At 47.5% G+C, this 25,984-nt stretch carries 25 protein-coding genes and 1 pseudogene; 15 read left to right on the forward strand and 11 right to left on the reverse strand.

Annotated features, from left to right (window positions below; genetic code table 11):
- Window positions 1-80 precede the first annotated feature (80 nt).
- The 7 genes from QUB04_RS17635 to psbD all read right to left on the reverse strand — a co-directional run bounded on the left by QUB04_RS17635 (window position 81) and on the right by psbD (window position 9,823).
- Window positions 81-761, reverse strand: a complete 681-nt coding sequence (locus QUB04_RS17635) for a J domain-containing protein (RefSeq protein WP_333286264.1) — start codon at window positions 759-761, stop codon at window positions 81-83.
- Between the two features lie 610 nt (window positions 762-1,371).
- On the reverse strand, window positions 1,372-2,334 hold the full coding sequence (gene cysK / locus QUB04_RS17640) for a cysteine synthase A (RefSeq protein WP_333286266.1): 963 nt from the start codon (window positions 2,332-2,334) through the stop codon (window positions 1,372-1,374).
- A 56-nt stretch (window positions 2,335-2,390) separates the two neighbouring features.
- Entirely contained in the window at window positions 2,391-2,831 is a 441-nt protein-coding gene (locus QUB04_RS17645) for an RrF2 family transcriptional regulator (RefSeq protein ID WP_015176708.1), read from the reverse strand.
- A gap of 393 nt (window positions 2,832-3,224) precedes the next feature.
- Window positions 3,225-5,495: an iron uptake porin gene (locus QUB04_RS17650; protein ID WP_333286268.1), complete on the reverse strand. Its 2,271-nt coding sequence runs from the start codon at window positions 5,493-5,495 to the stop codon at window positions 3,225-3,227.
- A 292-nt stretch (window positions 5,496-5,787) separates the two neighbouring features.
- On the reverse strand, window positions 5,788-7,440 hold the full coding sequence (locus QUB04_RS17655; RefSeq protein WP_333286270.1) for an HD domain-containing phosphohydrolase: 1,653 nt from the start codon (window positions 7,438-7,440) through the stop codon (window positions 5,788-5,790).
- Between the two features lie 141 nt (window positions 7,441-7,581).
- Window positions 7,582-7,863, reverse strand: coding sequence for a 4a-hydroxytetrahydrobiopterin dehydratase (locus QUB04_RS17660; RefSeq protein ID WP_333286272.1), 282 nt, complete (start codon window positions 7,861-7,863; stop codon window positions 7,582-7,584).
- Window positions 7,864-8,764: 901 nt separating this feature from the next.
- Window positions 8,765-9,823: a photosystem II D2 protein (photosystem q(a) protein) gene (gene psbD, locus QUB04_RS17665; RefSeq protein WP_333055206.1), complete on the reverse strand. Its 1,059-nt coding sequence runs from the start codon at window positions 9,821-9,823 to the stop codon at window positions 8,765-8,767.
- 89 nt (window positions 9,824-9,912) lie between these two features.
- Between psbD and QUB04_RS17670 the strand changes: the two genes are divergently transcribed.
- From QUB04_RS17670 to QUB04_RS17680, 3 genes are all read left to right on the forward strand, one after another.
- Window positions 9,913-10,092: a hypothetical protein gene (locus tag QUB04_RS17670; protein WP_333286274.1), complete on the forward strand. Its 180-nt coding sequence runs from the start codon at window positions 9,913-9,915 to the stop codon at window positions 10,090-10,092.
- Between the two features lie 146 nt (window positions 10,093-10,238).
- On the forward strand, window positions 10,239-10,508 hold the full coding sequence (locus QUB04_RS17675; protein WP_333286276.1) for a hypothetical protein: 270 nt from the start codon (window positions 10,239-10,241) through the stop codon (window positions 10,506-10,508).
- Window positions 10,505-11,203, forward strand: coding sequence for an energy-coupling factor ABC transporter ATP-binding protein (locus QUB04_RS17680; protein ID WP_445301067.1), 699 nt, complete (start codon window positions 10,505-10,507; stop codon window positions 11,201-11,203). The genes QUB04_RS17675 and QUB04_RS17680 overlap by 4 nt, the downstream gene beginning before the upstream one ends.
- Before the next feature lie 124 nt (window positions 11,204-11,327).
- Here QUB04_RS17680 and QUB04_RS17685 read toward each other — a convergent pair whose 3' ends face one another.
- Both QUB04_RS17685 and QUB04_RS17690 read right to left on the reverse strand, forming a co-directional pair.
- Window positions 11,328-12,116 (reverse strand): DUF4058 family protein, encoded by a 789-nt coding sequence (locus QUB04_RS17685; RefSeq protein ID WP_333286348.1) that lies wholly within the window; start codon window positions 12,114-12,116, stop codon window positions 11,328-11,330.
- 157 nt (window positions 12,117-12,273) lie between these two features.
- Entirely contained in the window at window positions 12,274-12,516 is a 243-nt protein-coding gene (locus QUB04_RS17690) for a hypothetical protein (protein WP_333286280.1), read from the reverse strand.
- Window positions 12,517-12,643: 127 nt separating this feature from the next.
- On the opposite strand from QUB04_RS17690, the gene QUB04_RS17695 reads away from it, so the two are divergent.
- From QUB04_RS17695 to QUB04_RS17705, 3 genes are read left to right on the forward strand one after another with little or no spacing between them, the layout of a single operon-like run.
- Window positions 12,644-12,856 (forward strand): helix-turn-helix domain-containing protein, encoded by a 213-nt coding sequence (locus QUB04_RS17695; protein WP_194063647.1) that lies wholly within the window; start codon window positions 12,644-12,646, stop codon window positions 12,854-12,856.
- 20 nt (window positions 12,857-12,876) lie between these two features.
- A complete protein-coding gene (locus QUB04_RS17700) occupies window positions 12,877-13,089 on the forward strand; it encodes a helix-turn-helix transcriptional regulator (protein WP_333286282.1) in 213 nt (70 codons plus the stop codon).
- Window positions 13,090-13,109: 20 nt separating this feature from the next.
- Window positions 13,110-13,322 carry a helix-turn-helix transcriptional regulator gene (locus QUB04_RS17705; RefSeq protein WP_333286349.1) on the forward strand — a complete coding sequence of 71 codons (213 nt, stop codon included), beginning with the start codon at window positions 13,110-13,112 and terminating at the stop codon, window positions 13,320-13,322.
- Window positions 13,323-13,607: 285 nt separating this feature from the next.
- Here the strand turns inward: QUB04_RS17705 and QUB04_RS17710 are convergent, their stop codons facing one another.
- Together QUB04_RS17710 and QUB04_RS17715 are read right to left on the reverse strand one after the other, a co-directional pair.
- Complete coding sequence (locus QUB04_RS17710) at window positions 13,608-13,880, reverse strand: hypothetical protein (protein WP_333286284.1); 273 nt, start codon at window positions 13,878-13,880, stop codon at window positions 13,608-13,610.
- A 175-nt stretch (window positions 13,881-14,055) separates the two neighbouring features.
- Window positions 14,056-15,564 carry a UbiD family decarboxylase gene (locus tag QUB04_RS17715; RefSeq protein ID WP_333263523.1) on the reverse strand — a complete coding sequence of 503 codons (1,509 nt, stop codon included), beginning with the start codon at window positions 15,562-15,564 and terminating at the stop codon, window positions 14,056-14,058.
- Window positions 15,565-15,754: 190 nt separating this feature from the next.
- Here QUB04_RS17715 and QUB04_RS17720 point away from each other — a divergent pair.
- The 9 genes and pseudogenes from QUB04_RS17720 to QUB04_RS17760 form a co-directional block, all read left to right on the forward strand.
- A pseudogene (locus QUB04_RS17720) lies at window positions 15,755-15,850 on the forward strand (IS1/IS1595 family N-terminal zinc-binding domain-containing protein); the annotation flags it as partial.
- 69 nt (window positions 15,851-15,919) lie between these two features.
- Window positions 15,920-17,188: an NYN domain-containing protein gene (locus QUB04_RS17725; RefSeq protein WP_445301069.1), complete on the forward strand. Its 1,269-nt coding sequence runs from the start codon at window positions 15,920-15,922 to the stop codon at window positions 17,186-17,188.
- 210 nt (window positions 17,189-17,398) lie between these two features.
- Window positions 17,399-18,427: a phosphate ABC transporter substrate-binding protein PstS gene (pstS, locus tag QUB04_RS17730; protein WP_333286287.1), complete on the forward strand. Its 1,029-nt coding sequence runs from the start codon at window positions 17,399-17,401 to the stop codon at window positions 18,425-18,427.
- A 512-nt stretch (window positions 18,428-18,939) separates the two neighbouring features.
- Complete coding sequence (gene pstC, locus QUB04_RS17735; RefSeq protein WP_333286289.1) at window positions 18,940-19,941, forward strand: phosphate ABC transporter permease subunit PstC; 1,002 nt, start codon at window positions 18,940-18,942, stop codon at window positions 19,939-19,941.
- Window positions 19,942-20,023: 82 nt separating this feature from the next.
- Complete coding sequence (gene pstA / locus QUB04_RS17740; protein ID WP_333286291.1) at window positions 20,024-21,004, forward strand: phosphate ABC transporter permease PstA; 981 nt, start codon at window positions 20,024-20,026, stop codon at window positions 21,002-21,004.
- Between the two features lie 56 nt (window positions 21,005-21,060).
- Window positions 21,061-21,912 carry a phosphate ABC transporter ATP-binding protein PstB gene (gene pstB / locus QUB04_RS17745; protein ID WP_333286293.1) on the forward strand — a complete coding sequence of 284 codons (852 nt, stop codon included), beginning with the start codon at window positions 21,061-21,063 and terminating at the stop codon, window positions 21,910-21,912.
- 384 nt (window positions 21,913-22,296) lie between these two features.
- Window positions 22,297-23,568: an APC family permease gene (locus QUB04_RS17750; protein ID WP_333286295.1), complete on the forward strand. Its 1,272-nt coding sequence runs from the start codon at window positions 22,297-22,299 to the stop codon at window positions 23,566-23,568.
- A gap of 42 nt (window positions 23,569-23,610) precedes the next feature.
- Window positions 23,611-25,020, forward strand: coding sequence for an NYN domain-containing protein (locus QUB04_RS17755; RefSeq protein ID WP_333286297.1), 1,410 nt, complete (start codon window positions 23,611-23,613; stop codon window positions 25,018-25,020).
- Window positions 25,021-25,204: 184 nt separating this feature from the next.
- Window positions 25,205-25,912, forward strand: a complete 708-nt coding sequence (locus QUB04_RS17760; RefSeq protein WP_333286299.1) for an SDR family oxidoreductase — start codon at window positions 25,205-25,207, stop codon at window positions 25,910-25,912.
- The last annotated feature ends 72 nt before the right edge of the window (window positions 25,913-25,984 follow it).

A 25,984-nucleotide genomic window follows, 5' to 3' on the forward strand; every position in this document is an offset into this window, starting at 1 on the left:
TGGCTCCTGGCTCCTGGCTCCTAACTCCAATTTCTAGCTTGCCTGCTTTCATTGAGAGGCTCCCGGAACAATCTGCTTTTTTAACTTTTAATTTTTAATTCATCCTGTGCTTCCCGCCGCAGTCTAGCGGCAATTCTAAACAGTTCTTGACCGGTGTGCAAGTGGCGATCGTCATAATTGAGGGTAAATAGCTGCAATTCTTCTATTCCGTCTCCGACTTGATTGATGCTGTAGTAGAGATGGGCCGCAACTCCGGCTACATTAGATGGATTGGGCATGGATGTAAAAAAGTTATGAGCTTTTTTGAGATACTCGCGGCTGGTTTCGATATAAAGTTGAAACTTTTCTATCAGTTCGTCATCAAACGGATCTGCTGACAATTCGTCTATTTCTTTTTTAAGTGGCTTCAAGATGCTGTTGAGCATTCTATTGACTGGTTTGTATACTTTAATCAGCCACTGTTCCATTAGTTCGTCAGCGTCCCGTGCTGTTTGTTGTTGCTGGCGGCTGACGTTTGGTGCGACTGGTGATTGCTGTTCGGTTTGCTCGGAAAGTTGGCGATCGTAAGATTGTCTGTGCTGGGCGTCTCCTAATATTTCATAGGCTGCATTGAGGCGGACAATCTCTTCGTGACCGGCTGTGTCGCTGTTGCTGTCTGGATGAAATAATTTGACTAAACGGCGGTATGCTTGTTTAATCTCGGCTTGTGTTGCGGTTGGGCTAATCTTTAGGGTTTTGTAGTGATTGATAACGGAAGACACGCTGTTATTTCCTTGAAATCTGGATAATTTGTGAAAAAAAGCTTGACAAAAATATCATTATTTGCTAATTTATTAGGTATTTATCTGATATAAATGCCAAAAAGTGTAAGTTGAAAACGTCAGTTTTAAACTTATCATCAATCTATTTTAGAAAAAGATTGATGCTTTTGAAGTGGCAAGCCGAGCGACATTGGGGGCTCATATATAGCCTTTCTCGGTAACATGAGGTGCTCTCGCGGGCATAGGGCATAGGGCATAGGGCATAGGGCATAGGGCATAGGGCATAGGGCATAGGGCATAGGGCATAGGGCATAGGGCATAGGGCATAGGGCATAGGACAAAGCCCCCATACCTCACCACGCTTGAGAACCGCTATAGCCCTCCTTCGAGCAATTGTTAGCTGCTTCCTTCCCGACAAGGGCGCTTACCCGTCGCTTCCCTAACGCGCCGAAAGCGGTTCGTTCAAAAAAAGCCCCTGGAGAAATTTGGCCTTGATCGCGATCGATGCAGTTACAATCTAGGGCAATTCTTTAAGCTAAAAAGCCAAGCGAAGCAGGGCGTACACTGTACGCCCTGCTCTGAGTTTCTGCGACTTGGGTGGGAGGCTGACCTAGTTGAGGGCCATCGCCAGATTGAGTTCTGGATCTTGGAACAAGGGAGTGCTCAGATAGCGTTCGCCGAAGCTAGGCTGAATCATCACAATCAATTTCCCTGCATTTTCGGGACGCTTGCCGACTTTCACCGCCGCACATAGTGCTGCACCGCTGGAAATACCGGACAACAGCCCTTCTTCTCTGGCCAAGCGGCGGCTGTAGGCGATCGACTCGTCATCCGTAACAACTATAATTTCGTCGATCAAATCCACATTCAGCACCGGCGGCACAAAACCAGCACCGATACCTTGAATTTTGTGAGGCCCTGGCTTCCCGCCCGACAGTATTTGACTATTGGCCGGCTCAACGGCGATCGCCTTAAACTCGGGTTTCCGGGACTTAATCACCTCTGCCACACCCGTAATCGTACCGCCGGTGCCGACTCCCGCAATCAGGAAATCCACCTCGCCGTCTGTATCTTCCCAAATTTCCTCAGCCGTTGTCGAACGGTGAACCTGCGGGTTCGCGGGATTCCGAAACTGCTGCAACATATACGCATTGGGAGTTTTGTCCACAATCTCTTGAGCGCGGCGAATGCAGCCGCTCATGCCCTCAATTCCGGGAGTCAGTTCTAGTTGGGCCCCGTAAGCTCGCAGCATCGATCGGCGTTCCGTGCTCATCGTATCCGGCATGGTCAAAATCAACTGGTAGCCCTTAGCCGCCGCCACCATTGCCAGAGCAATTCCGGTATTGCCAGAAGTCGGTTCCACTAAAACCGTTTTCCCTGGACTAATCAGCCCTTCGGCCTCGGCTTGATTGACCATATTGACACCGATGCGGTCTTTCACCGAGGCTGCCGGATTCATGCCTTCGAGTTTTACCACAATCCGAGCCAAGCAGCCTTCGGCTTGGGGAATGCGGTTGAGTTGCACCAGGGGCGTCCGCCCTACCAATTCTGTAATGTCACCAGCAATACGCATAATCTTTGTCAGTTTGTGGTTGAAAGTAAATCTTAATTCCTAGTTGGTAATACTAACTAGATGTAATACATGATATCGAGCTGCCGTCTGCCATTGCGCTTTTCGCACAAATCCTGTAGCGTGTATTTTTGCAACACTGAGTTGGCAATCGATCGAGCTTCTTGCCAAACTTCCCAAATCACCGCACTTTCTACAGTTTGAGCAGGCGAGTCTTTTTCAGAGCGATCAAACTCTGAGCCTTCGAGACAGTTGATAATTTCTAGGAGGGTAATTTTCCAGGGTTCCCTCGCCAAGATATAACCTCCCTTAGCTCCTCGCTGGCTGCGAATCAGCCCGCAGCGTCTCATGGTAGCCAGCAACTGCTCTAAATATCGATCGGGAATATTTTGCTGAGCCGCTATCTGGCGAATTTGCAGAGGCTCGCCTTCATCGTAGCAATCGGCAAGCTCCAGCAAAGCTAAGATTGCGTATTCGCTTTTACAGGAGAGTTCTACCATAATTGCTTCAAATACCCGAATTATCAACTCCTAAGTCAGAGGTTAAAATTCTCCTCAATGTTGAGTTCCCAATTCTAACTCCTAACTTTACTTTTTATTATACCCCGGTTTTCCACTGAACTTAATCGACTTTCATCACTCGATCGTGGGAACGATCGGCAATCTGAACTCAACCAACCCAGTTTCTCGTTTCGACTCCCTCCCCTTCCACCACAGCCTTACCTCAAGAAACCTGGTTTCTGCGTCTATGACTGATAATTTTAAATTTTTAAGAGATTGTCGGCGCCCTATTCATCCGGCAAACAAAAAAGCCCTGCAGCAGACAGGGCTCAACTTGGTCTTTAGAGTTGCCAGCAGAGAGGGTATGACCCCCCTGCCTCTTCTAACCCGCTCTTAGAACGTGAAAGTAGTTCTCAGAGTACCAATAATGATGTCGTCGTTACGGTCATCTTGATTAGGATTAGTTACCCAAATCACGCCCGGAGTAACAGAAATGTTGTCAGAGAGCTGAAACTTGTAGAACCCTTCGACGTGATAGGAATCATCGTTGCGGAAGCTCCGCAAACTGCTGGCAGCTTCAAGTTTATCCAAGTAAGGCTCACGACCTACCACGAACCCTAGCAAGTTGCCTTCTTTCCCTAAATCAGGCAAAGCCAAGGTGACAGCGTAGTTCCAAATTCTCGCATCGCCGATGCCGAGAATGCGGGCATTGGTTAAACCAGCCCAGCCACCCAGGATAAATCTCGGGCTCAGTCGCAGCGAAGCCTGAGCACCGTAGGAGTTGCTGACAACTTTGCGAGCGCGGAAGCCATCAAAGCCCTCGCTCAAACCGTTGAGAGAATTAGCCACGCCGGTACCTGTGAAACCGCCGAGACTGCCTGGCCCATTCGATAAAGCATTGTCAAACCCAAAGTTACCTCTGCTAAAGTAACCGTGGTTGTAGTTGAAAGCAACTTGCAAGTTGCGTCCGGGGGTAAAAGTCAACTGACCCATCGCCGCGTAGTCGCCGTTCGTCAAGCCTGCACCCCTAGCCGGACTGGCTGCATTTGACGCCAAATAACCGAACGACAGAGAAGTCGGGCCGAACACGCCGCCCAGCAAGCCCCTGCCACCGAAGGCATAGTCAAACCCGATACCTGCGCCACCGCCCAAGCGATAAATCGGGTTACGCTGTCCAAAGGTGCTCAATGACCCGTTACCGCCGTCAAAGTCTTCAAAGTAAGGGTTGACAGTCGGCATAATGTCGTCCCAAACGCCAGCGTTGGCTATCAGGCTAACGTTCAGTCGCTGACCGACCGGGAACTTGTACAGCAAGGTGTCGAGGGCAACAACGTTGTCGGTTCTGCCGACAAAATTCCAAGTTTGAGTCCCTTCGCTGGTAGCCCCAAGGTTAAATCTTTGGCCGTTGCCGACTTGAAGCCTGGTCAGCAGCAAGTCTCTGCCGGTAAAGCTAGTGTTTAAATTCAGACGCACCCGTTGTTGGAAGACGGTTTCGTTGTTGTTGCTGCCGATTCTTTCGCCGTCTCTGCCAAAAACGCTAACGTCGCTACTAAAGTCGTCGCTGAGAGCGAAAATTGCTTCCCCAGTCAGCTTGGTAGTGGTGGAGAATTGGTTGGCTTCGAGTTCGGCTGTCCGAGCTTCCAAAGCATCGACGCGACCCCGCAGGGTTGCCAGTTCCGCTGCAAATTCTTCTTGGAGCCGTTGGAGGGCTGCCAAGTCATCTCTCGTAGCGAAGTTGCCACTGCCTGCTCTAATGAGCTCGCTCACCTTGTCTAAGCAAGCATTTAAACCGGCTGCGAATTCGTAGCGGGTCATTGCCCGGTTGCCGCGGAATGTGCCGTCGGGATAACCGGCAATACAGCCGTAGCGCTCGACTAGGGATTGCAGTGCTTGGAATGCCCAGTCTGTGGGCCGCACGTCGGAAAGTTGAGATACTGAGGTAACTTGACCTTCAGTTTCGCTGCCGACAGCACCTTCGGTGGTGTACTGGTTGAGCTGTTCTAATGTGGCGGCTGGGTTTTGCTCTTGTGGTGCGGCAGTTTGGGCTAAAGATTCAGCCGGTTTTGGCAAACTTTGTTCTGCCGACTCTGCCACTGCCGGGGCTGGAGTTTCTAATTGAACTGCACCGATTTGCTCTGGGAGAGCGGTAGCTGCCGGGGCTGGAATTTCTAGTTGGGCTGCCGGGGCAGAATTTTCTACTGGTTGAGCGACTGCTGGCCGGGCTGCGGCTAAAGATTCACTTGTAGGTTGTGATGCCGCTTGGGGCTCTGCCTCAGCAGGGGCTGTGTTGGCTCCGAAGATCGCACTTTCAGTTGCAGGCGTGGCCAAATCTGCCATCGCTGCCTGGGTTTCGCTGCCAGCGGCTTGGGAAATTTCTTCTACTGGCTCGGAGGCTGCAGTTGTTTCGGAAACAGCAGCTAAAGCATTTAGTTTCGCTTCGGAGGTTTCAACGGTTTCAGCTTTTGCTGCAGTTGTTTCGGAAACAGCAGCTAAAGCATTTAGTTTCGCTTCGGAGGTTTCAGCGGTTTCAGCTTTTGCTGCCGCGGGATTGAGCGCATCAGCAGCCTGCTGAGCGTCTGCTGCCATCGCGCTCGAAGAAACTACTAGGGTAGCTCCTAAGACTGCTGGGCTGATTAGTAAGTAACTCCACAAAAATTTCGACATATTCACTCTCATCCTCACACCGATTACAGAGAAACTTTTTTAGTCTTCTATGTGGTCAGTCGTTGCTCAACTAGCATACTCTAAAAAGAGACCTAAAATTCACTTTTTCTTTTGATTCTTTCGGGCTGACCGAGTATATAGATGTGACTGACGGCTGCATGGAGCCTGTTTTTTAACCTGTACTCAACTGCTTCAAAACCAGACCCTACTTGGGCTGTGGATTGATTTGACTGCTGACCCTTGATAGCGCCCGATCGCCTATTTACTTTTTAGCACAGCACGCCTGACTCGTCTAGGCTGATTCGACTTTAACATCCAAGCTGTGTCCGAGAACGCTAAAGACTTGGCGGTTATCGAACAGTTCTAACAAATCGGCGTTGATTTTATTGTGAGCTGCTTCTTGCCGCAAAATTTTCATCGCTGCCTCTGTTCGCAGAGCTCGCTTATAGGGGCGATCGCCTGCTGTCAGGGCGTCGTAAATATCGGCGATCGTCATCAATTGCGCTTGAATTGGAATTTCTGACTTGTTTAAACCTCGCGGATAGCCTGTGCCGTCCAGTTTTTCGTGATGTCCGTAGGCAATGTCTGGAACATTTTTTAAATCCTTTGTCCAAGGAATTTGTTTCAGAAACTCGTAAGTGTGAGTTACGTGAGATTCTATTTCCGATCGTTCTTCCGGCGTCAGGTTGCCCCTGGAAACCATCAATTGCACGATCTCGTCTGGGTTCAGCAGGGGTTTCCTTGCCCCATCTATATCTCTATAAGTTTGTCGAGAAATTTCTCGCAGTTGAGCTAAGGGTTCGGCTGGCAAAATGTGAGGCTCGTTTGCCTCTAGCAGCACTTCCCAGTATTCTGCTAATCTGGTTTTCGCCTCTGCTAGCTTAGTGTCTAGCTGTTCGATTTCCCGGCATTGAGCGCACTCTGGCTCCTGGATCGGGTGTTTTCGGTAGGCTGAATGCTCCAGCAAGTATTTATATTTAGACTGGACGCATTCCATTTCCATCGTCCGCTGAGCTAAGCCAAAGCGGTGGCGAATGATTTCTAGCTGTGCGGGGTAGAGCTTTTTCTGTTTGGTCAAAACTGCTTCGGGCACTCCAATTTTGCCAAAATCGTGCAGCAGGGCGGCGTAGCGAAGTTCTTGAATTTGGCGGTTGTTAAAGTAAATAGAGCGCAGGCGTCCGCTGCTGACGGTGTTTACTTCTTCTGAAAGGCGTACTGTCAGGGCTGCTACTCGTTCTGAATGGCCGTAGGTACAGGGGTCTCTGGCTTCTATGACTTGCACCGAGGCTTTGACAAAGCCCTCGAACAAATGTTCTATGCTGTCTTGGAGTTGATTGCGCTCGATCGAGATTGCTGCTTGAGAAGCGAGCGATCGAACTATCCTTTCTTCCCACTCCGAATACTGCTGCGTCGCTTCCCAGGCATTGTCTGCTGTCAGCACCGTATCTGCCTTTGTTTTGCGGTTGATCAGTTGCAGTACACCTATTGTCTCCCCCTGTCGGTTTTGCATCGGCAGTACCATTACCGAGCAAGTGCGGTAATTAATATCCCTGTCAAAACTGGTATCTAGCCGGTAGGGTACGCCGGGGGGTAAGTCGTAGGCATCAGACAGGTTCAAACTTTGACCTGTTATTGCCACGTATCCCGCCAAGCTTTTGTCTGTCAGTGGCAGAGCAAACTCTTTAAACGACAGGCTGGGTTTAGAACCGTTTTGCGCTACCTTGAACAGCAGCTTAGGTGTTTCGTCGCTGTGATCTACTAAGTAAACACTGCCAGCATCGCTGTAGGTAATTTCTCTACTTTTGGATAAAATTAAGTTTAACAACTCGCCCAAATCTTGGGCGCTCGACAGAGCCGCGCCAATATCTAAAAGCTTTTCTATCAGATGGGTTTTTTCTGCTGCTGCAGACTCGTTCTTGAACTCTGGCTTTTCAAATACGATCATGGTCGGATGATGGGGAATAGCCTTTTATAGATTGAACGTTTGGCCTCTCGACTTTTTAGCACCCGATTCTAACCCCCAGTCGATTTTTTATTGGCCAGCTTTCCGCGAGCGGGGACTCTTGTTGGGCCAGCGGGCACTCTTTTAATCTAGCGTAGAAATCTCTTGGGCTAGCGCAAAGTCTTTCTCAGTTAAGCCTCCGGCATCGTGAGTTGTCAAGTTAAGTGTAACTTTGTTGTAGGAAATTTCTATATCGGGGTGATGTGCTGCGGCTTCTGAGGGGGCGACCAACTTATTTACAAAGGCGATCGCTTCGATAAAATCTTTAAATAAACGGGTAGAGCGCAGTTGTTTGCCTTCAACCGTCCAGCCTGACAATTGACTGGCGCGCTCTTGAATTTCGGTATTGTTAATTAGGTCAGCCATAAATTTTTTTCTTTGGGATTAGCAATGGCAGATTAACTGCCCACCTGTAGAAACCCTGACCAAAAACTATCCGCTCTCACCAATAGCGTTTAGTCTCAAGTTTTCCTACTCAAGATTTAACACTATTTGAGGTGAGAGCGGTCTAGCGGGTCTTCAGATTAGAACCTGACTGCCGGGAGAATCCCTAGCTCAGCCTGGTTCCCCGTGGAAGTCGTTTCCCGTTGGAGACGACGGCTGACTGCTAGTGAGCGGCCCCGGCGCACAGCCGGTAGTTTCCAATCTGATGACCCATGCGTTTACTACTTTCTATCATGGGCATCACCTCCAGGTTTAGCTAAATGGCTTAATATTGGAACGCACATCACCTAAATACAAGATTTAAGGTGATGATTTGTGCGCTAGCCATTGCCAGCGTTACCGAAAGAACTTGCGTTCTGAGTATCATTCCAGTAGTCACAATTATCAGAATAACACAAGAAATTAGAAGTGGGGGAGGCAAATTGAGAATTTTGCAATATCGGCGGAAATTAGTGATGCTGCAAGGTCTTTGATCGATCTCTACAGCAATTGGACGATCGCAGTTTTAGCCATTTGCCCATATTTTCTTCAGAATCCGGGCTGTGCGGTTATCAGGTGCATGGCCGCTCTGGGGGCTGGGAAAGGCCGATCGATTTCTTGCCAGATAGGAGACTTCACCAGATATAGAGACACGAGTTGTTCTAGCCGCAGGCAGAGTTTGTTTTTGTACAAAATCAACTTTTTTTAGGGCGCTAATTCGATCGAATCCTGGAAACAAAAAGCTCCCGCCACCAGGCAGGAGCTTTTTAAGCATTAAGGGTAAAGCCTAAACTGCTTTATCTTACCCTTTTAAAATGTTGGAATTTTTGATATTTCGCGCTGATTACAGAGCGTTACCGCGAGGCAGAACTTCTTCAGGGAAGATGAAGTTTTCGTGGGGTTGGTCTGTCGGAGCCATCCAAGCACGAATGCCTTCGTTAAGCAGAATGTTCTTAGTGTAGAACGTTTCAAACTCAGGATCTTCAGCAGCGCGTAATTCTTGGGATACGAAGTCATAGGCGCGCAGGTTTAATGCTAAACCGACGATGCCAATGGAGCTCATCCACAAGCCTGTGACAGGTACGAACAACATGAAGAAGTGCAACCAGCGCTTGTTGGAGAAGGCAATTCCGAAGATTTGCGACCAAAAGCGGTTAGCTGTAACCATCGAGTAGGTTTCTTCTGACTGAGTTGGGTTGAAGGCGCGGAAGGTGTTTGAGCCTTCGCCGTCTTCAAACAAGGTGTTTTCTACGGTTGCACCGTGGATGGCGCACAACAGCGCGCCGCCCAAGATGCCTGCAACGCCCATCATGTGGAAGGGGTTGAGCGTCCAGTTGTGGAAGCCTTGCAGGAATAACAAAAAGCGGAAAATTGCTGCGACGCCGAAACTGGGGGCGAAGAACCAGCCTGATTGACCCAAGGGGTAAAGCAGGAACACCGAAACAAACACGGCGATGGGGCCGGTGAATGCTAGGGCATTGTAGGGACGGATGCCTACCAAACGGGCGATTTCAATCTGACGCAGGCAAAAGCCGATCAGTGCGAAAGCGCCGTGGAGGGCTACGAATGTCCACAGCCCACCGAGTTGGAACCAGCGGGTGAAGTCCCACTGTGCTTCGGGGCCCCACAGGAACAGCAGGGAGTGCCCGAGGCTGTTGGCTGGGGTGGAGACTGCTACGGTGAGGAAGTTGGCTCCTTCGAGGTAGGAGCTTGCCAAACCGTGGGTGTACCAGGATGTGACGAAGGTGGTGCCTGTTAACCAGCCACCGATGGCTAGGTAGGCGCAGGGGAATAGCAGGATGCCAGACCAGCCTACGAAGACGAAGCGATCGCGTTTGAGCCAGTCGTCGAGGACATCAAATATGCCTCTTTCGGTCTGGGCGCGTCCGACTGCGATTGTCATTTACGCAAATCTCCAAATGGATATAATTACAACGGATCTGCCTCTAGTCCTTAGTATTCAACCGTTGCCTCTGCTTAGCAGAAAACAAGTTGGATTATGAACAGAGTTTACTTTTCTTTACCGTATTGACGATTATAGAGGTAATTCTTTACAAGAGCAAGTTTTTCTTAAAAAACTTCCGACTTTTGACTTTTGACTTGTGCGAAGTCCCCGAAGCCCTCGAAGTCCCCGAAGTCTTTGCCCTGCTTTTGGGAACTTCTACTCTATAGGAGTCTCTGCGCTTTGCGTCAGAAGCCCGGTGGCTTGGTAGATATATCGGCCTCAACCTCTTATTTTTCTAAGAAACTGGGTTTCCGTGGGTAAGTCCTATATATATACTGAGGATAGAGCTCCAAACTTAGGTTTTTAAGACTATATGTTCAGCATTGACATCATTGTGAAGAATACGCCCGTCTCGCTGTCGGTGCAGCGGAAGTTGGAGGCGGACGCTGAGACTGTTTACCAGCAGGTACTGGCGGCGATTCGCAACTCCCAACCGCAAATTTTGGAACTCACTTGCGAGAAAAATCCTGAGAAAAAGGTGGCTGTACTCAGCAGCGAGATTTCTGGGGTGGTGGTTTCTCAGAAATCGGGGGCGTCATCTACAGGCAGATCCCCGGGTTTTGTCTCGATGGGAGCAGAATGAGGGCTGGGGGTGTTGGTGCCGATATGAGCCACTCAGCCGTTGCTGTGCGGGATTTGGGTTTTTCCTGGCCGTCGGGCGATCGAGTGTTGCAAGGTTGCTCTCTGGATGTACCCAAGGGCGAGTTTTGGATGCTTTTGGGCACTAACGGCAGCGGCAAGTCTACGCTGTTGAGGCTGATGGCTGGGCTGCTGCACCCCCAGTCGGGGGAAATTGACCTGGGCGGGCGAGTGGGTTTTGTGTTCCAAAACCCCGACCACCAACTGGTGATGCCGACGGTGGGTGCGGATGTGGCTTTTGGTTTGGTGGAGGAAAAGCTTTCTAACGTTCAGGTGCGGGCGAGGGTGGCGGAGGCTTTGGAGGCTGTGAATTTGCTGGATTTGCAGCGGCGGCCGATTTATGCTTTGAGTGGGGGCCAGAAGCAGCGAATTGCTCTTGCTGGGGCGATCGCCCGTCACTGCGAAATTCTGCTGTTGGACGAACCGACGGCTTTGTTAGATCCTGATTCTCAGTTGGATTTGGTGGCGGCGGTGCAGCGGTTGGTGAAAAATCGCGGGATTACGGCTTTGTGGGTGACTCACCGTTTGGATGAGTTGAATTATTGTGATGGGGCTTTTTTGTTGGAAAAGGGCGAAGTGGTCGATCGGGGAGATCCGGCGCGTTTGAAGCAGCGGTTGATGCAAAGTCAAGATGTTTAGCCCTCAAGCAATTTGAGAATTAAGTCATTCTGCGAGGGAAATCGTTCTGCAAGTCAAACGAAGTCTGCCTCCGCAGACTAAGAAATAAATAGGGTATTTAACCAGATTTGGGCGGCAGCCCAAATTAATCTCGCAATCCTCGATCGCGCAACCAAGCATCTGCCCAAATTGTATCGGCTTCTGACAGCGCTGGTATGACTTCCCAGTTGCGATAATCTATCTTCAGGTCGTAACTTGCTATGTCGTATATTTGAGTGAATAATTCCTGCAAGTTTATGACAGGTTCAGTATCGCCCGATCGCAGCGGCAGAGGAAAGGCAGGCAGCGGGTTCTGCACGTTAAAAGCGTACAAATCTGCTCTGGGACGGCGATTTCCCCGACACACCAAAACGCTATAGTGGCTTTCAATTTCATTGCCAATAACTGGCATTCTTTGACCGCCCCGCAATAAATCTATTTCAATTAAATGAGTGCGACTGGATAAAATTTCTTCTCGCTTTTGTTCGTACATTTGTCGTCCTTTTCCTCTGCGCTTATTGCTAGGCGAGAGTATTTCAATCAGGGTGATTAGTTCTTGGTTTCCTCTTTCTCTAATTTCTAAATAGCCTTCCCGAACCTGGTAGGGCATGGGAATATTTACTGTCAAGGGTTGTGTTGGTGGCGCTGCAACGGCTACGTTTGATGTGATTAATTCGGTTGTAGTTCTTTGCTGAATTACGTTTACATCAGGAATGCCAATTGATAAATTGTCGTCAGCCGTTTCATACATTCTCACTTCTACAGACACTAAATACTTAGGACGTAATTGCGGAGATAATAATCTGGCAATTTCAATAATTAGCCAGTGGTGTAGGGCAGGCCAGAGTTCAGGATGCTCTAAATACGGGTCCATACCGGGAAAGGGAGATGGCATTGATGTGACTCCTTGACTCAAATCTATTTCTAGTTTAGTTGAATATTTGTGGAACAGGCATCTTGCCTGTTTATTGGGCGGGCAAGATGCCCACGCCACAACATATTTTAATGTTTGTGGAACCGGCATCTTACCTGTTGTTCACACTTTTCAACGCTTAAACTTCGATCGACAATTGCATCCGAATTGGAACGCTATTTTCATCTAAGACAGACAGCGCATTTACGAAAACAATTGTATGCGGGACTGCGGGCATTAAGCGGCGCAGTGCATTTAGGTAAGATTCGGCATCGGGGCGGCGACTGAAACGGGCGACTGTTAACCGCTGACAGTTGGGGAGGTGGCGAATTATGCACCAAGGTTGAAGTCGATCGCGATATGTCGGTTGTTTTGGTATCATAGGAAAATCCTTCCCACTTTTGTGGGTGGTGAATGAAAGGCGATCGCTCTAGATTTCTCAGGTCACGGGGCGATCGCTGTTAACTATCTTTATTAAAAGATATGAGCATAGCTGCTGTCAAGCATAAATGGGATTAATTCGATTGCGAGTTCGAGAACTCGCTGAGGAAAAGGGTTGGACGCTGAAAGAAGTCTCTGACAGAACGGGAATTCCCTACAGCACGGTTAAAAAATACGCCCAAGCCCCCAAAATGGCAACGGTGGACTATACGGCTTTGCAGAAACTTGCTGAAGTCTTTGATGTGATGGTGGAAGATTTGGTTGAGGTTTTGGAACGGTAAACTGATTTTTCAGCGGGAAAATGGGGTTAATTCGGTTGCGAGTTCGAGAACTAGCCCAAGAGAAGGGTTGGACGTTGAAAGAAGTTTCTGAGCGATCGGGCATTCCTTACAGTACGGTTAGAAGCTATGCCCATTCTCCCAAGCTGGCAACGGTAGATTACACAGCTTTAAACAAAATGGCTCGCGTGTTTGATATTGCGATCGAAGATTTAGTTGAGATTTTGGAACAATAAACTGATTTGTCAGCGGGAAGATCGGTTTAATTAGGTTGCGAGTTCGAGAACTAGCCCAGGAAAAGGGTTGGACGCTGAAAGAAGTCTCTGACAGAACGGGAATTCCCTACAGCACGGTTAAAAAATACGCCCAAGCCCCCAAAATGGCAACGGTGGACTACACGGCTTTGCAGAAACTTGCTGCTGTCTTCGATTTGATGATCGAAGATTTGGTTGAGGTTTTGGAACGGTAAACTGATTTGTGATTTAGTTTTTGCACTTCTTGCAACAGTCCGTCGGGGGTTGAAACCCCCGCCTCAAAGCTCAAGTCGTCTAAAGACGACTGAAAAGGCGATCGCTCTCCGCTTCAATCCTTTTTTGCAACAGTCCGTCGGGGGTTGAAACCCCCGCCTCAAAGCTCAAGTCGTCTAAAGACGACTGAAAAGGCGATCGCTCTCCGCTTCAATCCTTTTTTTTAAATTTTGAATCAATCATTTCTTCAGTCCACAAAGCGTGGACTTTCGTTTTGAGGCAGGGGTTTAAACCCCTGCCGGAATGTCGCAACAAATGCAAGATATTTGTTCGATGCCCTCCCAAAGTTCAGAAAGGGGTAGAGTTTGTCCGGTTACAGCTTGGCGCCCGGATGTGCGAAAGCTTTCTGATGAAAAGTCTATATCTGCTTCGGGCGTGACTTGGTTTTCTAGAGAATGGGTTTCTTGAATGATTGTGGATAGTGTTTTTAGGAGTTCAAGCTGCTCTATGAAGGAAAGTGACTGAGCCAGATTTATGGCTTGTTGAAGTTGTGATGTCATGGTCTATCCTCCATCTTTAATTTTTCATTTTGCATTTTTAAGCCTGAGCAACCATTCCAACATACTGAAAATCTCAGAAGTGACTGAACGTTACTCTAAGTTTATCAAACTCCCGAAAAAAAAGGGAGAAATTATCGCTCTCCCCTTCTCCTCTGCGCCTTTACGGTTCCTTCTCTTATTTCATCTCATATCCAAACAAATTCGGATCGACTTCTCCCAAATTCAAATCGGCCAAACCATACTCAGCCCAACGCCTTTCTACCATCGCCGCCACATCCGGATCGGACTCCAAAACTTCCCCCCACTCGTGATCCGTTTCCGGCGGCATCTTCGTAGTAGCATCAATCCCCATTCTGCCTCCCAAACCAATCTTTTCACTGGCAAAATCTAACGTATCAAAAGGCGTATTCGGCAGAATAAATACATCCCGAACTGGATCAACTTTAGAACTAATTGCCCACACTACTTGACGCGGGTCGCGAATGTTGATACTTTTATCCACAACAATCACAAACTTAGTGTAAGTAAACTGCGGTAAAGCACTCCAAAATGCTAAAGCAGCCCGGCGCGCTTGACCGGGATATGCTTTATCGATCGAGATAATTGCCGCTTTATAACTCAGGGCTTCCATCGGTAAGAAGAAATCGACAATTTCCGATACTTGCTGCCGCAAAATAGGCGTATAAATACGGTTAAGCGCGATCGCCATCATTGCTTCTTCTTTCGGCGGCCGCCCGCTAAATGTGGTCAGATAAATCGGGTCTTTGCGGTGCGTCATGCAGTGGAACCGCACCAACGGCGAATCTTCCACGCCGCCGTAATAACCCATGTGATCCCCAAAGGGCCCGTCGGGCAGAACTTCCCCCGGCGTAATCGTTCCTTCTAACACAATTTCCGAGTCCGCCGGTACTTCCAAATCTACGGTTTTGCACTTCGCCAATTGCACGCCGGAACCGCCGTAAAGTCCGGCAAATAACCATTCCGATAAATCTACAGGAATTGGCGTTGCGGCGGCGAGAATAATCAGCGGGTCAACTCCCAGGGCGATCGCAACTTCCAACTTTTTACCAGCCTGCGCCGCTTTCCGCAAGTGTCGCGCCCCGCCCCGCACCGATAACCAGTGTACAGTCATCGTGTTTTTTGACTGCAACTGCAACCGATAAACCCCCACATTCGGCGTACCCGTTTCGCAATCTTTGGTAATTACCAAACCCAGGGTGATAATTTTGCCCGCATCTCCCGCATAAGGGCGAATCATCGGGATTTTGTTCAAATCCAGCCCTTCTCCCTCAAGTACCACTTGCTGACAAGCTGGGAAAAAGTCGCGGCCGGGTTTGGCTTTTACTACGTCAAACAGCACTTTGCCGAATTCTATCGCTTGGGAAATCTTTTTCGGCGGTTTTGGCTGTTGCAGCATTCCCAGTTTTTTGCCGAGCTCTTCTAGTTCGATCGGCTTTTCCATGTTCATCGCCCAGCAAACGCGCTCTTCCGTACCCAACAGATTGATTGCGACGGGGAATTCGGCCCCTTTGACGTTTTCAAACAGCAGTCCAGGGCCGCCTTTTTGCAGCATTTGGTTGGAAATTTCGGCAATTTCGAGGTCGGAATCGACTAAGGCGCTAATCCGGCGCAGTTGTCCCCGTTCTTCGAGTAGTTTTAGGAATCCCCGCAAGTCTCTAGCCATTTTTTTTAAGAATTGTTAACGTTCTTTTGTTATTATGAGCCGATCGACTGCCACAAGTTACTCCTGAACCGCTCAAAAGATACGTATTTAACGAACCGCGAAGACGCCAAGGGCGCGAAGGAAGAGAAAGAAGAAGATAGGTAATGCCTTGTTGGGTTCGGGAGGAGGCTGCAATAATAGTTACATGAAATGTCCTCGATGTGAATCTGACCAACTTCGTAAAAACGGCCGTCCCAACGGTCATCAGCGGTATCTTTGCAAAGCTTGTCGCAAACAATTTTTTGAGCCGCCCAGTCTGCAGTCTTTAAGTCGCCAATGCACGGAAACACGGTTAAGCGAAGCTATCCCGCAAGGAATCGAGTCTGCAACCACCACAGAGTCAGGCGGGATTGCGATTTTGCTGTTAGATGCCGAAAATCTAAAACTTAAGCTTAATACAGAACAATTTTTAGCGGGTTTGTGCGACTATCCCCTGCAAGTTAAAATTGCTTTTGCTAACTGGAAAAATCCGAGTACGGGGAAGTTGGATGCTGAACTTTACGATCGCGGTTACGAACTGATTCACGTTCCGGGCGGTGCGAATAGTGCTGATGGTAAGATGATTGCTTTTGGCGCTGCTATTTTATATCGATATCGGGATGTGCGACAAGTTTTTGTCTGTTCTTCGGATGGTTTGTTAAATCATCTTTGCAATCAGTTGCAAAATCAGGGAGTGACTGTGTTTCGGGTGCGTCGGCAAAATTCGGTTTTGTCTGTAGAAAATTGTCAGAATGGTGAGAGCAAGCACTATTCTTGCGAAAGGGAAGAGGAAATCCCTAGTTTTGAAGAATTGGCTAATCAAGTTGCAGAGTTGTTGAAGGCTGAACACAAATCTATTGATGAGCGAATCGCTCGGTTTTATAGTGTGGCTGAGCTTTTTCAAGAGCGCCGTAATGTTGCGTTCAATTCTACAAATTCCCCAGCAGCAGCACTGGCGGAGTCAGCACAAAACCAACTTCCCCCGGTGCTTGAACCATCTTTGGCGACCGTTGCTGTTCCTCCAAATATTGCGGAGCAAAATTTGCCAGAAATAATACCTGCTGTCAATTCAAAGGCTATTGAGTCGCTGGATGTTTTAAAAAATATACTTGTAGAAATAATTGACTCTGCCAAAAATGAGTTGAAAGAGGATGCTATTCCTGTAACAAGAATTAAGAAAGTTTTTTTTGCTAAATATCACTCTCATGCTGATTTAATTGTAAAAAGCTTTTTGGGTAAAGCTTCTAGTTTAATCAAATTTTTGCAGTTGCAATCAGCTACGTTTAAAATTAAATTAATCGGTACAGAACATCAAGTGGGACTCGTTCAACAACCCTCCGATTCAAAAATTGAATTATCTGCCGCCCTCGAAGCATCGGTAGCAAAAATTGTAATGGCATTAACTGCTGAATCTCCAGGTAGTTACATTCCGATTCCCCAGGTAGCCGGCGAATTTAAAAAGCAATACGGTCAACCAATTACTAAAAAGCTGAAATCGCTGGATTTGGACACCAAATTTGCCGATTTTTTGCAGTCCTGTAAAATATTTAAAGTTAAGAAAAAAGGTAAAATTTATGAAGTGGCGATCGCACAGTCCGCTCCCTGATGTATTTAATAAATCAGGTTTCCGAGTTTTCGGTCGGAAAATTTAATCTATTGTTAACCAAAATTTAAGACAAGCTTATTCTTTTATTATTTAATCTATTATTAACCAAAATTTAAAACAAGCTTATTCTTTTTGCTCCCTTTCCTTGCGGATTTCAGTCTATCCTAGGTCGTAGATTTGCAAAGTCGGCTATTAAGGGAGAGGAGGAATATGAATTTTTTCACAGGACGTTGGCGACGTAGTTTTATAGTGACACTAGCAGCAGCAGCATTTTCGCTAACTTTGATTAGTTCCGCTGTAGCTGCTGTTACCCTAAACGGTTCGGGAGCAACTTTCCCTAAACCTCTTTACGATCGCTACTTCTCTCAGATGAGAAGTGCAAATCAAATTACTGTAAACTACGAAGGAACTGGCAGCGGTGCTGGCATCAAAGCATTAATTGCAGGCACTGTTGATTTCGCAGGCAGCGACGCGCTGATGACTGCTGCACAAATCGCTGAGGTAAAGCGGGGTGTAATAGCTGTTCCGACTGCTGGCGGCGCTGTTGCAGTTGTTTACAACTTGCCCGGAGTGACGAATCTAAGGCTAAGTAACGATGCCATGAAAGGCATCTTTGAAGGGAAGATTACTCGCTGGAACGATCCTAAAATAGCCGGAATTTCTGGACAAGCTAAAGGCTTGCCAAATACTGCGATTCGAGTAGCTGTACGGGCAGACAGCAGCGGTACTAGCTTTATTTTTGCTAACCACTTGCAGGCGACTGGTAGCAGTATCAAAGCTGCCGCTCAGCCGAGTTGGCCAGGAAGCCCTGTCAGGGGTCAAGGAAACCCCGGCGTAGCTGCTTTGGTGAAGAATACAGCGGGTGCGATCGGCTACGTTCAAGATACTTTTGCTCGGCAAAACAATCTCCAAACAGCATTTATTCAAAATAAAGCTGGTCGGTTTGTAGATCCTAGCTTGGCTGAAGCAGAGAAAGCTTTCGCAGGGGAAACATTCCCCGCAGATTTCCGCTTAGTAGAAGGCAATCCTAACGACGGTTATCCGATTGTTGGTTTGACTTGGCTGTTAATCTACAAACAGTACCCTGCTGCGAAAGCAGAGGCTATTAAAAAGATGGTTAATTGGGTGATGACTACAGGTCAAGGTATCAACAAACAGTTAGAGTTTACTACAATTCCTTCAGCTACAGCTCAAAAGGTGGTTCAAGCAGTTAATCAGACTGTGGTTGCCAGAGGTTAATTGGAGCGATCGCACGGGGTTATGAGTTAAGCTGAGGCTCATCTAAATTTTACATTCCTCTCGCTCGTATTTAAATCCTCGATCCCCCCTAACCCCCCTTAAAAAGGGGGGAACAAGAGCATTGAAAGTTCCGCTTATTAAGGGGATTTAGGGGGATTTATGAGGCTTTCAAAGTCAACCCCTACTCCCCTTATTAAGGCAGGGCTGTTTCATTCTCTTGTAGGGGCAATCCCTCGTGAAGAGCCCCGATATCTGAAACCCCTACCCGCTCGTCTATCGGCTGGGCGGGCACTCTTGGCACCGGCCCTACAAAACCCTGGTTTTTCTGAGAATGAAACAGCCCTGCCCTTATTAAGGGGGATTTAGGGGGAGCGAGGCTTCGATACAAACGAGATAGATAGAAGGTTTCCGTCTTAAATTGATACCAATCGTGAGCACTGTACACCCTACCAGCCCATTAGAATTACTCGTCTTTCAAGCCAATATTTCACTTTATACGCAATAATTTCGGTATGACCAATATTTCAAAAAAACCGAACAAATTGACTCGGAAACCGACAGAAATAAACACAGAAGTAGATTTGACAGATACTGCTGGTGAAGGTCTATGGATGGAGTCAGGATTTACAGTATTTGTATGGGGTTTTGCCCTAGCGACAGCGGGTACGTTGTTTTTGATGAGTGCGGTAATTTTTAAAGATGCTTGGCCTGCTATTAGCCAATTTGGACTCTCTTTCTTGTGGAATCCCAAGTGGGATATCGGTGAGTTGCAGTTTGGGGCTTTGCCGTTTATTTATGGTACTGTAATTAGTTCTGCGATCGGCATAATCATCGCACTTCCTTTAGGGCTGTCAGTAGCTATAGTTACTAGCGAGAACTTCTTACCCGTTTGGGTGCGATCGCCCTTGGGATTCATGGTTGAATTAATCTCGGCCATTCCCAGCGTGATAGTTGGGCTGTGGGGAATCTTTGTTTTGATTCCCTTTTTGTTGCCATTGCAGCAGTCATTGTTCGATAATTTCAGTTGGTTTCCCCTGTTCAGCAGCGAACCTTTAGGCCCCGGAATGCTCCCGGCCGGAATACTGTTATCGATTATGATTTTGCCCACAGTAGCCGCCATCAGCCGCGATGTCTTGCTGTCGGTTCCAGTAGATTTGCGAAGTGCTTCCATGTCCCTCGGCGCCACCCGCTGGGAAACGATATTCAAGCTGTTATTACCAGCAGCTAGTTCGGGGATTATCGGCGCCACCATATTAGCATTGGGACGCGCATTAGGCGAAACAATGGCCGTCACAATGGTAATTGGCAACTCGATTCAAATTAATCCATCCCTGCTCGCTCCCAGCTACTCAATTCCTGCTGTTTTGGCAAGTCAATTTCGGGAAGCTATCGAACCGCTGCACACCGGCGCTTTGATGTATTTAGCCCTAATTCTATTTGTGATCACTTTGTTGGTAAATGCGATCGCAGTATTGTTAGTTCAGCTAATTGGGGCCAAGGAAGCGAAAACTTAACATCATCGAAAGCAGTTTGGTTCCAAGCCGCGCCGCCGGATTTACCCCCTGGTTCAATCTAAAATCTCAAATCTAAAATCGCATGACTCAAGCACAAAATTCAAACAGTATTCTGGATGCAGAAATCAACAACCCCCTGTCGCTAAGCCGAACTCTTTTCAGCCGGGGAATGACAGTTATCGCTTTCGCTCTGACAGCTCTGGCCCTGCTCCCTTTGTTTGCTATTTTATACAAAATATTGGGGGAAGGACTCACACATTTGAGCTGGGAAGTGCTAGTGTCTCTACCAGCACCCGTCGGAGTAGAAGACCAGCCCAACGGTTTTGCAAATGCCATTCTCGGCACTGCTTTAATGGTAGGAATTGCGACCTTAATCAGCGTACCAATAGGCGTAATGACGGGAATATTTTTGTCGGAGTTTGGTAGAGAAAACAAAGCGATTACCAATAGTATTCGCTTTATCACCGTCATTCTCAGCAGCGTTCCCTCGATCGTAGTTGGCGTCTTTTCCTATGCCCTAATTGTCGTTACCACCAAAGCATTTTCATCCTTAGCAGGCGGTTTTGCCCTCGGCATCATCATGCTTCCAGTGGTTGCTCTGACAACAGAACAAGCATTAAAATTAGTGCCTACTTCTTACCGCCTCGCTTCTGCTGGTTTGGGATGCGGACGCTTTCAAACTATGTTTCGCATTATCATACCCTCAGCACTTCCAACTATTACCACAGGTATTTTACTCGCTGCTTCCCGGGCCGCCGGCGAAACCGCACCGCTTATTGTAACGGCGTTGTCGAGTCAATTTTGGCCTCCTTTAGTTGATAAATTGGGCGAGATAATGCAGTCTCCCATAGGTGCAGAAACTATCTCAAAACTCAAAGAGATTCCAGAGACACTGCTAACTCCGACTCCTTCTATGTCGGTATTAATATATAGCTACGCCAGCTCTCCTTACAAGGAGCAGAACGAATTGGCGTGGACTGCTGCCTCTGTCCTTTTGGGGATGGTTTTAATTGCTAGCGTCGCATCCCGTACAGTAACTCGGAAACGATTGCAAAATCGATAAATCAATAACTAAAGTGCATCTCTCAGTCAAATATTAACAATATAACCAGGCAAATAATGAAACCTAAAGCTAACTTGAAATCCGAAGACTATACAGATAAATTCCTAGAAGATGCCACCCCGGAAATTGACCCCAATGCAATGCCAGCACTGCGGGTTCAGGACTTGAGTTTTTATTACGGAACTCACAAAGTCTTAGAAAATTTATCGATGAATATCCCTCACCCGCAAATTACGGCGATTATTGGCCCTTCAGGTTGCGGCAAATCTACGTTTCTCAAAGCTCTCAACCGGATTGGTGAATTGGAGGGAAAGGTTAAAATTAAAGGAAGAGTAGAGTTTTTTGGACAGGATATTTACAGCCCGAAAGTAAACATTAATAGTTTGCGCCGCCAAATTGGGATGGTGTTTCAAAGACCAAATCCTTTTCCGCTGAGCATCTACGATAATATTGCTTACGGCGTGAGGATTTTTGGTCGCAAAAGCAAAGCAGAATTAGATGAAATTGTGGAATCTGCACTAAAAAGTGCGGCGCTTTGGAATGAAGTCAAAGACGATTTGAAGAAATCGGCTCAGGGGATTTCGGGGGGACAGCAGCAGCGACTTTGTATTGCTCGCGCTTTGGCTGTGAAGCCGAAAATTTTGCTGATGGATGAACCTTGTTCTGCTCTCGATCCGATTTCAACGATGAAGATTGAGGAGTTATTTCAGACTCTGCGGCAGCAGTTAACTGTTGTGATTGTGACGCACAATATGCAGCAGGCTGCTCGCGTTTCTGATTACACGGCATTTTTTAATACTGATGAAAGTCGCATCGGCCGCCTGGTTGAATTTGGGCCGACAAGTAAGATTTTTACTTCTGCGGGCAATTCGAGTACGAGAGATTACATTCAAGGCCGTTTCGGTTAATACCAGGGTGCTTTCCTTTCTCTCAGTCGCTATATTCCGACAGGGGCTTAAGTCCCTGTCTCACAGTTAAAGTCCTCTTCAGAACACTATGAAATAGTAATAGTATTTGAATTATCTCAAATCCACTCTTCATCGTCCTGTATTCATCTCTCTGTTCTCTTCCTCTGCGTTCTCTGCGTACTCTGCGGTTTAATCATTCTAATGCAAGCGGAATTGATATTAGTGTTGACTCCTATTGGGCAACATTCTCAAGAAGTATTGCAGTCCTCCTAGCTGGGGACTTGATTTTTGAGGCGGGGGTTTAGGCCCCGGCCGGAATTATTGCAAATATTGCTAGATGTAACCTACTATCAGTATGGCACTGAACAGAAAACCGCTATATTTATGTCTTCAACACTGCTGAAGCGAGAGTTAGGTGTTTTTGGCGCAACTCTCATGGGCCTGGGTTCAATCCTCGGTACCGGAGTATTTGTGAGTATCGGCATTGCTGCGGAAGTTGCTGGGCCGGGGGTGATTTTGGCTGTAGGTATGGCAGCTTTTGTTGCTGTGTGCAATGGCCTTAACAGCGCTCAATTAGCGGCCAATCATCCTGTTAGCGGTGGTACTTATGAATATGGCTACAAATATCTCAATCCTTGGCTGGGTTTCACTGCCGGCTGGATGTTTCTGTTGGCGAAAACGGCTTCTGCTGCTACTGCTGCTTTAGGTTTTGCGGGGTATTTTTTAAATGCAGTTGGTGTAGCCGATCGCACTTACCTGATCCTAACAGCTTTAGTCGCCCTCGCCGCCATCACTTTAATTGTATTGACGGGAATTAGGCGATCGAATATTGCCAATACTGCCATAGTCTCAGTTACACTTCTATCCTTAGCGGTGTTTGTTGCTGTCGGTTTGCCAGAGGTAAGGTGGGAAATGGCCACCGTACAGAATGATAGCTCGATCGGCTCCATCTTCCAGGCCACCGCCCTAATGTTTGTCGCTTATAGCGGTTACGCCCGCATCACCACAATGAGCGAGGAAGTGCGGGAACCGAGGCAAACCATTCCCAAAGCCATAATTTTCACTTTGGTGCTGACAATGCTGCTTTACGTCGGGGTAGCAGTAGTTGTCGCGGGCGCGGGGGGAGCCGATAAATTGTCTTTACAAACAGGGGGCACGACTGCACCTTTGGAAGTCATCGCCCGCAGTTTCCGAATTCCGGGAGTTTCTCAACTGCTAGCCGTCGGCGCAATTACCGCTATGTTGGGAGTCTTGCTGAACTTAATTTTAGGGTTGTCGCGCATCTGGCTGGCGATGGGGCGACGCTTGGATATGCCGAGAGTCTTGGCGCGGCTGAATCCTTCAGGGACAACTCCCTACGTGGCTGTGGTGGTTGTGGAAGTTACGATCGCACTTTTAATCCTCGTCGGCGATGTCAAAACCACTTGGTCATTTAGCGCTTTTAGTGTTTTGATTTACTACGCTATCACCAACCTCGCCGCGCTGCAACTTTCCCCCGCCGAAAGGCTTTATCCGCAGTGGTTGGCTTGGGTGGGTTTGGGGAATTGTCTGTTTCTGGCTTTCTGGGTGGAGAGGCAAATTTGGCTGACAGGATTGGCATTAATTGTCGCCGGTTTAATTTGGCGGGCGATCGTCCGAATCCCGGCGAGAAACTAGAAGTGTGATAAATTGAAACAGCATCCCGCATTGTAGAGGGCCATGCCCGATCGAACTTCCGAGCTTGCGACTCAAGAACCTCTTGCATTGAGCGCCATCAGTCGCTATATCGCTCAAACCCTAATTACCATTCAGGAACAGCATCCCGAATGGATAGCTGAAAAATACAGGAAAACCCCCTGGGCCCAACCTGATTTTCAGTCAGTTTTGATTGGAAAATTGACAAAAAGTTTCAGCGTAGCCAGCGATACAGATTCCCTGCTGCTGACTGCGAAAAAATACCTACAAATTCTGCTGGTTCCAGAATTCGTTAATTCACCTCAATTCAGCAAATTATCTGCCAAAATTCAGCAGCTAGCCCAATCTCAAACAGCACCAGCTAAATCAGAAAACTCAGTTTCGTCAGAACCTCCAACTCCAACAGCCAATCAACCAGCCCCGCTTCCTAGCGGCATTGCTATCTTGCTGCTAGATGTCGAAAACTTGCAACTCACCCTCGAAACCGAAAAATTCCTAGAGGGAATTTGCCACTATCCCATCCAAATCAAAGTTGCCTTTGCCAACTGGCGCAGCATGGGCAAGAAAGATGCCGAATTTCACCAGCGCGGCTATCAACTAATTCACGTCCCCCCCGGCAAAGACAGCGCCGACTTAAAAATGGCTACAGTCGGCGCCTCGATTTTCGTACATTATCCCACAGCCAAAGAGATTTTTGTCTGTTCGTCCGATCGCGCCCTCACTCACCTCAGCAACACACTGCAAGCCCACGGATTAACAGTATTTCAAGTCCGCAAACAAATAGATAAAATCATAGTTTTAAACAGCAAAACCGGACAAGTGGAAACCCATTCCCTCGTAACCATACCGGAAATTACACCCCTAGAACAATTAGTTATTCAACTAAAAGAATTAATCAAAAAAGAGCAAAAACGCACCTCAACTCAGTGGATAAAACTTTCTACTGTTTCAGCTTTATTTAACGAAAATTACGGTTTAGTCCTAAATCAAGTTGTTGCCCATCATTTGCTGGGTACTAAAACCAGGGATATCTTTCTCAAATATCCCACAGATTTTGCCCTCCACAAACCCTCAGAAACTTCTCAAACTTATGTCACTCTTTTTGAAGTCAAGCTGCCGCCCCCACCGCCAATACTTAACCAAGAAAATCTGAATAACCACCAGCCAGCACCTGCGACTTTGACCGATATTAATTCTCTGGAAGACTTGGAAAGAGCTCTTGTCAAAATCGTTGGCGAGTTAACCGGCAACTCTCCTGAAAATTCTGTATTTCTCTCCAATGTAGGCAGCGAATTTCACCGACAATACGGCAAACAAATTACCCAAATAATTAAAGATTTTAATCTTGGTAGAAAATTTACTAAATTTTTGCAATCCTGCGCTTCTCTCCAGCTAAAAAAAGCCGAAAAAGGCTGGCAAGTTTCCCTCAATTAATTAAAAATTAAAATATATAGCCATCCTAAATAATTTGTGAATTTCTTACTCCCTCCCCTTGATAAGGGGAGGGTTGGGGTGGGGTCAAAAATTTACGACTCCTGCAAGGATTGCTATATCAACATCCCCATTACTAGCAACTTGAGTTATCATACAATCGGGACGTAAAGAAATGTAAAGGGATATGCACGACAAAGTTGTGGTTGTGGTGGGTGCGACTGGCGGCATCGGTTCAGCGGTGGCCGGCAAACTCGCTGATGCGGGTGCGAGGCTAGTGCTCGCCGCCAGAGACAGCAGTAAATTAGACGCTTTAGCTAGCGAACTTTCAGCAACAGAGGTACTCTGCGTGCCCACAGATATCACCGATTTGCCGCAAGTCGAGACGCTGATGCACAAAGCTGCGGCGCATTTCGGACAAATTGATGCCCTCGTAAACGCCGCCGGTGCCGGAATTCTCAAGCAGTGGAACAAGTTAGAACCCGCTGATTTAGATGCAATGCTTGACTTGAACTTAAAAGGCAGTTTTTACACGTCTCAAGCAGCGGCGAATGTGATGAAAGAGCGCAAATCCGGTCACATTTGCAATGTCGTCGGGATTTTGGGCAAGCATTCGATGGCGATGGGAACGGCTTATTGCGCTTCAAAGTTTGGGGTAGTTGGTTTCAGCAAGTGCATGGCAGATGAGCTGCGACGCTACGGCATTAAGTTTACGCTATTCTATTTTGGCGGGGTGGATTCTCCGTTTTGGGATAATGTGAGTTTGAAGGTAGACAGGTCAAAAATGCTGAGTACCGAAACTGCTGCAAATGCGATTATGTTTGCTCTTTCGGCTGACCCGCAAGCTGTGCCGATGGAGATTAATATTCAGCCGGAAAGTCATTTGTTCTTTTAGCGATTGAGGAGTCAATCGATTTTCGATTTTCGATTTTCGATTTTCGATTTTCGATTTGAGAGGCGACCCCAC

Source organism: Microcoleus sp. D2_18a_B4 (assembly GCF_036702475.1).
Taxonomy (GTDB): Bacteria; Cyanobacteriota; Cyanobacteriia; order Cyanobacteriales; family Microcoleaceae; genus Microcoleus.